14 protein-coding genes and 1 pseudogene are annotated in these 11370 nt (G+C 35.3%); 6 read left to right on the top strand and 9 right to left on the bottom strand.

Annotation, left to right across the window (positions count from 1 at the left end; translation table 11 throughout):
• Positions 1–42 precede the first annotated feature (42 nt).
• Positions 43–462 carry a hypothetical protein gene (locus V7014_RS18100; RefSeq protein ID WP_335508928.1) on the bottom strand — a complete coding sequence of 140 codons (420 nt, stop codon included), beginning with the start codon at positions 460–462 and terminating at the stop codon, positions 43–45.
• Between the two features lie 223 nt (positions 463–685).
• On the opposite strand from V7014_RS18100, the gene V7014_RS18095 reads away from it, so the two are divergent.
• The gene (locus V7014_RS18095; protein ID WP_335508927.1) at positions 686–1474 is read left to right on the top strand and encodes a DUF4240 domain-containing protein; all 789 of its coding nucleotides are present in this window, start codon (positions 686–688) and stop codon (positions 1472–1474) included.
• A 146-nt stretch (positions 1475–1620) separates the two neighbouring features.
• Here the strand turns inward: V7014_RS18095 and V7014_RS18090 are convergent, their stop codons facing one another.
• From V7014_RS18090 to V7014_RS18070, 5 genes are all read right to left on the bottom strand, one after another.
• Positions 1621–1848: a sulfurtransferase TusA family protein gene (locus V7014_RS18090; RefSeq protein ID WP_335508925.1), complete on the bottom strand. Its 228-nt coding sequence runs from the start codon at positions 1846–1848 to the stop codon at positions 1621–1623.
• A 73-nt stretch (positions 1849–1921) separates the two neighbouring features.
• Positions 1922–2986 (bottom strand): YeeE/YedE family protein, encoded by a 1065-nt coding sequence (locus V7014_RS18085; RefSeq protein WP_335508923.1) that lies wholly within the window; start codon positions 2984–2986, stop codon positions 1922–1924.
• Positions 2987–3164: 178 nt separating this feature from the next.
• Positions 3165–4778 (bottom strand): MDR family MFS transporter, encoded by a 1614-nt coding sequence (locus tag V7014_RS18080; RefSeq protein ID WP_335508921.1) that lies wholly within the window; start codon positions 4776–4778, stop codon positions 3165–3167.
• 130 nt (positions 4779–4908) lie between these two features.
• Positions 4909–5763 carry a TetR/AcrR family transcriptional regulator gene (locus tag V7014_RS18075; RefSeq protein WP_335508919.1) on the bottom strand — a complete coding sequence of 285 codons (855 nt, stop codon included), beginning with the start codon at positions 5761–5763 and terminating at the stop codon, positions 4909–4911.
• A 235-nt stretch (positions 5764–5998) separates the two neighbouring features.
• Positions 5999–6484 (bottom strand): DinB family protein, encoded by a 486-nt coding sequence (locus V7014_RS18070; RefSeq protein WP_335508917.1) that lies wholly within the window; start codon positions 6482–6484, stop codon positions 5999–6001.
• Positions 6485–6670: 186 nt separating this feature from the next.
• Here V7014_RS18070 and V7014_RS18065 point away from each other — a divergent pair, with 186 nt between their 5' ends.
• From V7014_RS18065 to V7014_RS18055, 3 genes and pseudogenes are all read left to right on the top strand, one after another.
• A complete protein-coding gene (locus V7014_RS18065) occupies positions 6671–7147 on the top strand; it encodes a GNAT family N-acetyltransferase (protein WP_335508915.1) in 477 nt (158 codons plus the stop codon).
• Positions 7148–7180: 33 nt separating this feature from the next.
• A pseudogene (locus V7014_RS18060) lies at positions 7181–7321 on the top strand (GNAT family N-acetyltransferase); the annotation flags it as partial.
• 4 nt (positions 7322–7325) lie between these two features.
• Positions 7326–7784: a DUF523 domain-containing protein gene (locus V7014_RS18055; protein ID WP_335508913.1), complete on the top strand. Its 459-nt coding sequence runs from the start codon at positions 7326–7328 to the stop codon at positions 7782–7784.
• Positions 7785–8029: 245 nt separating this feature from the next.
• On the opposite strand, the gene clpP is transcribed toward V7014_RS18055, so the two are convergent.
• Complete coding sequence (clpP, locus tag V7014_RS18050; protein ID WP_335508911.1) at positions 8030–8611, bottom strand: ATP-dependent Clp endopeptidase proteolytic subunit ClpP; 582 nt, start codon at positions 8609–8611, stop codon at positions 8030–8032.
• 26 nt (positions 8612–8637) lie between these two features.
• Positions 8638–9309: a sigma-70 family RNA polymerase sigma factor gene (locus tag V7014_RS18045; RefSeq protein WP_335508909.1), complete on the bottom strand. Its 672-nt coding sequence runs from the start codon at positions 9307–9309 to the stop codon at positions 8638–8640.
• Between the two features lie 155 nt (positions 9310–9464).
• Here V7014_RS18045 and V7014_RS18040 point away from each other — a divergent pair, with 155 nt between their 5' ends.
• A complete protein-coding gene (locus V7014_RS18040) occupies positions 9465–9641 on the top strand; it encodes a hypothetical protein (protein ID WP_335508908.1) in 177 nt (58 codons plus the stop codon).
• A 46-nt stretch (positions 9642–9687) separates the two neighbouring features.
• Here V7014_RS18040 and V7014_RS18035 read toward each other — a convergent pair whose 3' ends face one another.
• Positions 9688–10485 carry a GNAT family N-acetyltransferase gene (locus tag V7014_RS18035; RefSeq protein WP_335508930.1) on the bottom strand — a complete coding sequence of 266 codons (798 nt, stop codon included), beginning with the start codon at positions 10483–10485 and terminating at the stop codon, positions 9688–9690.
• Between the two features lie 195 nt (positions 10486–10680).
• Between V7014_RS18035 and V7014_RS18030 the strand changes: the two genes are divergently transcribed.
• Positions 10681–11349: a lysoplasmalogenase gene (locus tag V7014_RS18030; protein WP_335508906.1), complete on the top strand. Its 669-nt coding sequence runs from the start codon at positions 10681–10683 to the stop codon at positions 11347–11349.
• Positions 11350–11370 lie beyond the last annotated feature (21 nt).

The following is an 11370-nucleotide window of genomic DNA, read 5'->3' as shown; positions in this document are numbered from 1 at the left end:
TTTGAACGGGATAAAAAAAACCCCTTACTTATAAGTAAGAGGTTATTTATTAAGCTCCTTATAGGCAATCACTTTCAGAGCTAATATTTCTTCATCTGTTAATTTATCTTGCACTTTATTCATGATTTCTTCTTTAGAAGCAGTACCGTTTTGAACCTGATTTTTAATATCATTTAACTCACTGATTCCTACTTTTTTAATAATAACTCTTGTAGCTTCCTCTTTCGTTTTAAACGGTAATTTACTTTCATCTACGTTCGCACCCTCATTAACCATCTTCTGTAAGTCCGGGTCCTTTTCGATTTCTTTCTTAACAGCATCTATTTGTCCACTATTCTCTAATTCTTCCGAAACAGCATCCATTACTTTAACGGAGGCCATATTAGTACCAAAATAATATACACCGTATCCGATTCCAACTAAAACAATGACAATCACTACAAACACTTTTAAGAATCTCATTAATATATTACCTCCTTCTAATGGTCATATGTGAATTTAATCGGTATCAATGAAATACCTTTAATCATTTTAACACTAATTTACTTTTTCTTAAAATATGAATATAAATCAATCAGTTTTGAAAATACCGTAATCTAACATATTTAAAATAACCATATTCATAGCATTATAAACTTCTGCCCTGTACAATTAGGATTACAATAGCATGCTAGGGGTGACATTCTTGGAAACATTACTCATTTATACTGACGATCTATCCAATAAGTTTTGGAAAATTAATGTCTTAGGGAACACTTTTACCATTACCTATGGAAAAATCGGTACGAGCGGAGCAGTTAAAACAAAGAAATTCGAATCAGAAGAAGAGTGTCAAAAAGAAAGTGCGAGTCTAATTAAATCCAAAATGAAAAAGGGGTATAAATTCTCTCAATCCTCCCAACTGATCGTGAAAGAAAGCTCCATGACAGAAGCTCTCTTTTGGGAGCTATTAAAGAAGGCCAAAACTAAAGGTGAGTATGCGGATGAACAAATCGAATGGCTTATTTCTCATTTATCAAGAAAATCCATTAAAGATATTGTGAAATTTGATTATATATTCAATACTCACTATAAAAAGTCATACACATCCAGCCTTTGGGCTGCAGCTTATATTATATTAGGTGGATGTTCAGATGATAGCTTTGATTACTTTCGAGCTTGGGTACTTTATCTAGGAAAAAAAGAATATGAAACTGCCATCAAAAACCCAGAGGCACTACTACCCTATTTACAAGATTTAAATGAATATGATGACATTCCTCAATTGGAAGAACTAATTTCCGTAGCTAGCACAGCTTATGAAGAGAAAACAGGTTTGGATGATGAATCCTATTTCGACATTTACAGTCAACTAACAAATGACCATTATGATCATCCAGAAATTGATCTCGATTGGGATGAAGATGATGAAGAAACTTTGAGCAAAATGTTTCCTTTATTGTGGAATGCCTTCGGAGAAACCCCACTAGAGTAATTACACCTACGAAAAATTTTTTTCATAAATAGAAAGTGCCAATAACAAGCACTTTCTATATCCATTTATAATCCGACTTTTAGAAATCTTACAAACTAATATAAAAAGCTATTCCACCATATGTTCAGGTAGAATAGCTTCTCGTTTTATTTACCTTTCTTCACAATGATTTGCCAGTTAGCCTCGCTCAATTGCTCAAATTCTGTAATTTCATGTCCAGCCGTTGCAGCCCATCGTGGAATACTTTCCGTTGCCTGCGTGCAGTCAAAATTAATGATTAACTCTTCCCCAATTTCCATTGTTTCAATTGCATTTTTCGCTTCCATTAATGGAAACGGACATACCATACCTGTAGTTTCTAATAACTTTGTCATTACAAATTCCTCCCTAATGATCCTTTAGCCAACATTTATCAAGAAAAAGCCTTCTAAATAGTCTGATGAACTTTTAAGCAGTTACGTTTGTTGTAGTGATCGCTTTAGATTTTTTGTTTTTGCGAATGATTGTAAAATATACCGCAATCCAGCATCCTAATAGGAAGCATACAGTCGCTAACCAACCTTGCCATGCGAAAAGAGCTGAGTTTACAAGACCATTTCCGATTGTACAACCGCCAGCAATACTTGCTCCAAAGCCCATTGTTAAACCACCAATTGCATTATTCGATAACGTCTTTTTATCAGGTAAACGAAAACGGAACTCTCCACTTCCTTTTGCAGCTATGAATGAACCAATAAAGATACCTAGGACAAGGAATACTCCCCAATCTAACAACGCATTATCACCTGTAACCAAATATTGAAGAACCTTTGCGCTCGGTGTAGTGATTCCTAAACCAGCATTACGACCTGTTGCTTCACTTAGAGGCCAAGCAAGAATGGCGATCAAACCCACCAGCGCCGCTGTTACGAAAGGATGCCAAGATTTCTCGAATAAGATATGAGCAAGACCTGTTTTCTTTGGCTTTAACTTTGCAACAAACAATTTAGGTTTCTTTAATTCTCTAAATACTAACGCCCCAATAATTCCCGTGAGAAGAGCTACTAATACCCAAGGTGAAATTCCGAATGTTTCAAAAATATATGCGTCACGAGCTCTGTAAGAAGTTAACTGATCAGCTACTGGCAATAGGATACCAAACTTTGTAATGGCTGCTCCTAACATATAACCAAACAAAGCGATCCAACTACCAATCAAGCCCTCACCTGCTCGATACCATGTTCCTGTAGCACAACCTCCTGCTAAAACCATCCCCATTCCAAAAATTAAGCCGCCAACAATTGTGCCAAGCCATGGAAGCGGACCTGTTTCTATAACAATATTTCCTGTATCCCGCAACAGGAAAACACCAATACTCTGAATCGCAATGACGATGAAAGTTGCTAAGAACATTCTTCCATCTCTCGCTAAAATAAGGTCACGATAAGCTCCTACTATACAAAATCGTCCTCTTTGCAAGACGAATCCTAATAATACCCCACATATAATTCCAGTTATAATCATTTGAGCCATGTTGTACCACCTCTTTTTTGCTATTTTTTACAATATTACTACAATTCGCATTAAAATACTATGATTAATATTAAAATAAGAAATTAGCCCATTTTCAAAATGAAAAATAGATGATTTTTTAGGCTAAACAAAAAAAAGCTGCCCAAAGTTTCGCCTTTGGAACAGCCTTTTTTACCTATTATGCTTTTCTTTCTTCTACATCAACTTGAGGAGTTTCCTCATCATGAATGTCCAGTTTCCCTTTCAATTCCTTGTCTTTCTTAATACGACTCTTACCCATTGCAAGTGCTGTAAAAACACCTATTACAATGAATACTAACCCTGTTAAGAAGACGATAGAGAATGATTCAGCCCATGCTGTAGCTATTCCTTTCACAACCATTTCTTGCATCTCTGCAGGAAATGGTAATGCTGATGGATTAACTAATAATCCGAATAACGCATCTGTTTTTTCAGATAGCGCTTGAAGTGCTTGTTTTACAGCCGGATCTGTTGCTTCCGAACTCACCTCACCCATTTTCGTACCGATTGATTGATTCATGACACTGTTCAATACAGTAACTCCAATCGTTCCACCAATCGAACGGAAAAACGTTGCGGCAGATGTTACTTGCCCTAACTGAGAAGATGAGAACTCATTTTGAATAGCAATTGTGATTGTTGGCATAACTAATCCCATACCAAAACCTAGAACAACCATATATAAATAAGCTTGCAATTGAGTAGACTCAAGTCCCATTGTGCTCATAAAATAAAAGCCGACTGCTGAGATTATCATACCTGTTGTTAATACTGTACGGAAAAGCACTTTTAATAATAATCGTCCGCCAATCACACTTGCAACAATAAGAGAAATCATCATTGGTGTCATGGTAGATCCTGCTTCTGTTGGAGAAACACCTAATATACCTTGCATAAACATCGGTACGAACATAATTGCACCAAACATACCAAGGCCTAATAATAAACCGAGTGCATTTGATACAGCAAATACACGATTCTTAAAGAAACTGAAATCTAAAATAGGTTCAACAGCTTTTCTTTCAATAAATACAAAGGCAACTAATAGAATGATTACTGCACCTATAATCGCCATTGATGTACCAGAAGCCCAAGCAAATTTATCTCCACCGAAAGTTAACCAAAGAAGAAAAAGAATAACAGAAGGAATTAATGTTACTATTCCTAAATAATCTATGCTTACTTTTCCTTTTCTAACTGGTTCATGCTTCAGTCCTACAAAGATTAAGATAGCTGATAATAATCCAAATGGTAAATTGATCAGGAAAATCCAATGCCAACTTACGTAATCAACAATCAAACCACCAAGAAACGGTCCGAAAACTGAACTTAAACCAAACAAGGCCCCAAAGATTCCTTGCCATTTCGCTCTTTGTTCAGCTGTAAAAATATCACCAATAATCGTTTGTGAAAGTGGCATAATCATTCCGCCACCAATACCTTGTAGTCCTCTATAAAGAACTAGTTCTTCCATTGTATTGGCTGTAGCACACAAACCAGAGCCAAGAATGAAGATAATTGTACCCAGTAAATATAGTTTTCTTCTACCATACAAATCCGAAAGTTTACCTACAATTGGTACTACTGCGGTAGATGCAATCATGTAGGCAGTTGTAACCCAAGCAAAAATACTAAATCCATTCAGCTCCGCAACAATGGTAGGCATAGCTGTACCTACTACTGTTTGTTCTAAAGAACTGAAGAACATTCCTATCATTAAACCAACTAGCACTAAATTTTTCTTAATGCCTGTATTATGACTTAGTTCCATAGCAATCCCCTTTTCATATATCTTTGCTTTCATTTTTTTACGTAAAATGAATTATAGTAAAAAGTGACCAGTCAGTCAACAGTAAAAAATAAGAAACGTTCATTTAATTAATGAACGTTATAGTTGTTCTCTATTGTATTTGAAAATAAGCAGCGATTTTATTTCGATACACTTTCAACTCTTCAACTTCATTGAAATTAAAAAGCATTCCTTGAATTACAGGAATTCTTGGTTTTTCTTTTTGAATTTCTTGTTCTAATACTTCTAATGAAATAGTTAAATCTTCTTTATTATCAATCTCCATAATAATCTTCTTCATCTTCGATAAGATTTCATGAAGATCCGTTTGGAAACAGCTTTTCGAATGTTCAATTAGTTCTTTCATTAAAATGTCATTTACTAAAGGCTTCTCGTTATCTAGCCCTAACACAATGTCATCCATGCGTCGTATCATGAATTCCAGGACTAGATTAACTCGAATCATTTCATTATTAAATAGCATGATCCTTAAATATGAATGAATCATACCCTCTAACATTAATGAAAGATCCCAAATAAATGGTTGAAGATGTTCTCCATATATATTCAATAAACCTTGTTGAAAGAATTGATGCATTTTAAGTTGCATTTTATACAACTCTTCTTTAATTTTTTCATTTAAAGGAATAGCTTGCTCTCTTGTCTGCATAATCATGAATTCTTTATTAGCAATGACACTTTCTAACACTAATTGGAGTTGCTTTATAAATTTTTCGCGAGGAGGCAGATCTTTATTCTCGTAATACAACATTTTTTGTTCTAATTGCTCCGAGTAATGTTGAAAGATGGCAAGCAATAAAGCATCCTTAGATTTAAAATATAAATAAAATGCTCCTTTTGATATTCCGCTCTCTTTTACAATTTCATTTATAGAAGTAGCGGAGTATCCTTTAGCAGCAAATAATTTAATCGCGGATTCAATGATTATTTTTTCTTTTTCTTTCATGCTGGCTCTCCTTATACTCTGCATAATCATTCAATAATAAAAAAATAAGTGCTGTTTAGTCATATAATATACGACCGACTAGTCAGTATTTTACAGTACAGGAACATTTCAGTCAAGGTAGTCCAAAACTCCTGATCCGATATCCTTCTCTAATCGTTTGATTAATTTATATACATTTTCCTCTATTAAATAAGGTAAGCACTTATAGCATTATGTGCTTACCTTGTTCTATTATTTATTGTTGTGCATCTTTGTCATCTTTAGAAGGTCCATATATTCCTGGTACCTTAACGCCAGCTTGATGCATCAGCACAGTCATTTGACCACGGTGATGGATTTCATGAGAAATCAACATTGATAACGTAGCACCATTTGGTTGAGGTTGTCCAAATACCAAACTTTCTGCAAGTAAATCTTCATCTTTCCATTGTTTCTTCACCGCTTCCAAAAGTCCTTGGCTCATTTGTTGATAGCCCTCTGCGATTTCTTTTGCAGAACTTGGAACGGCTGCTTGAGGAGCTGGAGAATCAAAATCAAGCCCTGTTTGTTTTGCAATTAGTCCTCCAACAACTACAATATGCCATGCTGTTTCACCTAGAGACCAATAACCAGGTGCAATTTCTTGTTTTAATGATTCATCCGTAAGCTGATCCATTAACTTTTGAGTAAGACTAGATTCCATTTGCCATACATTAAAAAAACCATCAATTGATTGATGCATGTAAACCCCTCCTTTATTCATTACAATAACATTATGACACACAACCACCTGAAAACCTTTAAATTTGTTTCACTTGCAGCAAATTATCAAATGATTGAAAAGTATAAAAACTCTAACATTCTTATAACCACTGTTTAGTGAACATGTTACAATAAAAAGTATCTTACTCTAATTAAGGAGACCTATATGATTACGCCAATCGATATTACTCAAAGTGAAATTGCGGCAGAAGTTTTAACTATTCAAACACCTGCATATCAAGCGGAAGCAAAATTACTTAATGTTCCTACTCTTCCACCATTACAAGATACCATCGAGAGCCTACAAAATTGCGGTGAAACTTTTTATGGATATTTTATAAATGAAACGTTAGCTGGATTTATTTCTTTCAAACAAGAAAAACACATAATAGATATTCATAGACTCGCTGTAAACCCAGCGTACTTTCGGGAAGGAATCGGAAAATCACTACTTCATTTTATTGAAAATTTACACGATTCAGCAACCAAAATCCAGGTATCCACTGGCACTGGTAACATACCAGCTACCACTCTATACACGAGATTTGGCTTTCAAGAAATAAAGAATATCATTGTATCGGAACAACTTTCTTTAACAGTTTTTGAGAAAGTTCTTACTAAAGACAAAAATGATTCCATATAAAATAGGATCATTTCTTAATTAATCTATTCACTGCGTTCGATTCCAGAACGATTAGGGTTTACATATGAAGGCACGATTAGGCAGACAGAATGGCTTTATGATCATTACGTAGATCACGCTGTTTATAGTATGTTAGCTGAAGAATGGTCTACTAAACAAAAAATAAGGGACTGATTATGTGATTCTCGTTAGTTCATGTCTAGCAGGTATTTCATGTCGATATGATGCAACTCATCAACTACAAGAAAAAATCCATCTATTAGTAGAGCAAAAGAAAGCAGTAATAGCATGTCCCGAATTATTAGGTGGGTTTACTACTCCTCGCGAACCAGCTGAAATAGTTGGCGGTACTGGAGAAGACGTTATTCATGGTAATGCAAAAGTTATTTCTCGTTCTGGTGAAGATGTAACAAAGCAATATGTAGAAGGTGCCTATCAAGCGTTAGCTATAGCACAACAAGTACAAGCAACGCATATCGTTTTAAAAGAAAACAGCCCTTCATGCGGTAGTAAGAAGATCTATAATGGAACATTTTCCGGAGAGAAAAAAGCTGGGGAAGGTGTGACGACTGCCTTATTGCGCTTAAAAGGATTTCAAGTCATTTCTGAAGAAGAATTTGCGAGCGTTAATTTCTAATTTACTACCCATAAGAAGTAGGGGCTGTCCAATAAGTCTATTTACTACTTTTGTTTGATTGGTGGGAAAGTAATTCTCTAAATTTTTTTTAGAAGATACATGGGTTTCATCTAGACCGAAAGCGCCAAATATAGGTACTCTAACATAATCAGCCGAGTTTATCTATTTCACGTAAACTACATCAGAGGGCTAACAAAGCGTAAAAGGGCGTTCGAAAACACTTTTCGGACAGCCCTCTGCATTTTTTACTTAGTCCCAATTATTTTATCAACAATACCGTATTCCATCGCCTCTTCTGCACTCATGAAGTAGTCTCGCTCCGTATCTTCACATACTCTTTCAATAGGCTGCCCAGTACGGTTAGCAATAATTTGATTCGTATGTTGTTTTAACTTTAATATGCGACGAGCAGTAATTTCGATTTCAGTTGCTTGCCCTTTCACTCCACCTAATGGCTGGTGAATCATAATTTCACTGTTAGGTAATGCGAATCGTTTTCCTTTCGTACCAGCGAGCAACAGAAGTGCACCAAATGAGGCAGCCATTCCAGTACAAATTGTACAAATGTCTGGCTTAATATAATTCATCGTATCAAAGATTGCAAAGCCAGCCGAAGTTGATCCTCCAGGACTATTTATATAGATGGATATATCTTTCTCAGGATCTTCAGCTGCTAAAAACAGCAATTGCGCAATGATATTGTTTGCAACTTGATCATTGATTTCATCACCAAGCATAACAATTCGATCTTTCAAAAGACGTGAATAAATATCATAAGAACGCTCGCCTTGTTTCGTTTGTTCAATTACATAAGGAATCGTAGCCATTTGTAAAACCTCCCATTATTATTGGTTTATGCAACCATAGAGAGTGTAGGAGAAGTCGATGTCTTCCTTGGCTTATAAGATGTTCTAACAACATGTGCCTCTGTTGCAAGCGATGGAATCGATGGGATGAGCTGAATGAGCACAGTTGGATCTTGTTGCTCGATAACATTCTGAAGAAGATTCAATAAGCTACATCGTTCCTCTTCATCAACCAGTTCACCATGAAGCTCTTCTTGATTCATATCTGATATTCGTTTTTTCGTACGATGTAATGAAGCTTTTACGGCAGTTTCCGTCGTTGCCATCAACAGCGCGATTTCTTTGGCTTGATAAAGAAATACTTCTTTCAAAATAAAGATAACCGATTGCTTAGGTGTTAATCGCTGTAGCATTAGCTCCAACATTTCCGTCGTTTGTGATGATGGAGAAACTTGTTGTTCATTTATTACATCAATATCGCAATCAAGTACTTCAAAGCGTCTTTTACGTGTCCAGTCAACCCATTGATTATAGGCCATTTTTGTTAGTAATGATTTCGGTATGTTTTCTTGATCCGCGTAATGGTTAAATGCTTTCAATATCGCTTCTTGCGCAAGATCGTCACCATCCCATTTATTCTTGGATAAATAGTGACAATACTTAATAAGATGACCATAATGCTCAAGTATAGGGCTGTGTTCAACTTCCATCTTACTCATTTCCATCCACTCCTTAATACCCTCTCTACTTCTTAAACGAATTGAACTCGAAAAAAGATACGGGGTCTAAATCTTTTTACAGGAAAACAAATGGAACTTTTTCCATATTTCGTCCGTAATTTAAAAATAAGGACAAATTAGGGGGAAATATAGGCATGGGTAAAAGACAACTCATAGGGATTTTAATCGCCGTTATTGGGATTTGTATTGCCATATACGGATTCAGTATTTCATCAGATCTAGCTGAAAATAAAATTTTCAGGAGTTCAGGAATATTGATTTTCTTTGCAGGCATTTTCACAATACCTGAATATAAAAAAGTAAAGCGGTAGTACTCATACATATGCAAAAAGCATCGAATTCGATGCTTTTTTCTTTCTATTGATAATCATAATAATCCTGTGTCTGGTAAGATTCAAATCCACATTTCTCATATAAGGAAAGAGCATTCGTATTCTCCGTCGCCACTTCGATATAAATATCATTATGTTCCTCTAATCTAACAATTTGAGTCAATGCACTTCTGCCATACCCTTTGCCTTGATATTGTGGATAGACTACAAATCCGTATATCCAACTTTGATCAAGTTCACATTGAATATGTATTTTCCCTACAATCACGCCGTTCCATTCAATTATATAAGCAGTACCCTCTTCGATTTCTTCGATTTCTCTACGATACTTTTCTTCATTATCGTACTCTTCACCAAATCCGACTGTATCTAATTCCATCAATGCTTTTATATCTCCATCTGCTGCATGACGCAATTGAACAAGTGTGCTTACTTCTACATCTCGATTTTCCAAATGCATTTGATGCTCAGAGAAAGCATAACTACAAGGAATCGTATTTAACCATTCTTTAGCAGATTCTGATCGTGCAGGTGCATTTAGCAGGATTGGCTCGCTTTCATCAATTGTAGCAAGAGCCTTCTCCCATAAAGCTGTAAAAATTCCTTTTCTTCTATATTCAGGATGAACCATTCCACATATTTCATATTCTATCCCTATCTTATATATACCTAAAAAACCGACAAGCAAGTCATCTTCATAGTGCAAGAAATCAAATGGTTCATTATCTTCTCTAGTCTTTAGAAGATCCCAATTCAGCTTAAGATTTAAATGATCATAGCTTTCACAAATATCTTGTAGTTGAATTAGCTCTAATAACTGCATATCATTCAAGTTTTTTTCCTCCTTTTACATCACATATGTATAATACAATTTTAACATGATATCACTTTATAATTAGAGATATTCTATACGTCAAAATCCCTCTACATTAATAGAGCTCAAAAAAAAGAAAAAGGGAAATCACTATTTGCATAGAATATACAAGAAATACATTTTGTCATATGAGGGGGTTTTTTGGTGAAGCGCTTTATTTTACCTATAGTCATTCTTCTTTCAGGATTATTATTTATTTTCGTTATACCAAAAGATAATGAATTTATAAGACTACTATTTAAGTTGATTCCAATGGTTTTCATCCTAATTTACGCGTACAAGCGACAAAATACTTACTACACAATTGCACATGAACGACTCATTCTAGCTGGATTATTCGTCTGTATGCTGGGAGATGCTTTCATCATCTTCTCATTTATCTTTGGGTTAGTTGCTTTTCTAATCGGACATTTATTCTATATTGGAGCTTTCTTGAAACAATGGAATTTCTCCAAGCTACGGGTACTATCCGCGTTGCCAATCATTGCATACGGAACTTTCTTTGGAAGTAAAATTATCACTGCACTTAGCCTAGATGGGGAAAAGGCTCTAATTATTCCCGTTATCATGTATATTATTGTCCTATCAACAATGGGATGGGCAGCCTTCATGACGGGTAATAAATGGGCTATTATAGGAAGTATTTTATTTATTGCTTCTGATACCATTCTTTCTTGGGATTTATTTGTTTCCAAACTTACCTATTCTACAACACTGATTATGTCAACCTATTATAGTGCACAATTCCTCATTGCCAATAGTCTCATCTACCGTGAACCAGCGCTATATGTTTATCAATCCAAACCTTATTAAACCTGTGGAGGAGAATAAATC

Source organism: Bacillus sp. JJ722 (genome assembly GCF_036963345.1).
Classification (GTDB): Bacteria; Bacillota; Bacilli; order Bacillales; family DSM-1321; genus Bacillus_AD.
The sequence above is the reverse complement of the archived record's forward strand: the minus strand, read 5'-3'. Positions and strand labels throughout refer to the sequence as shown.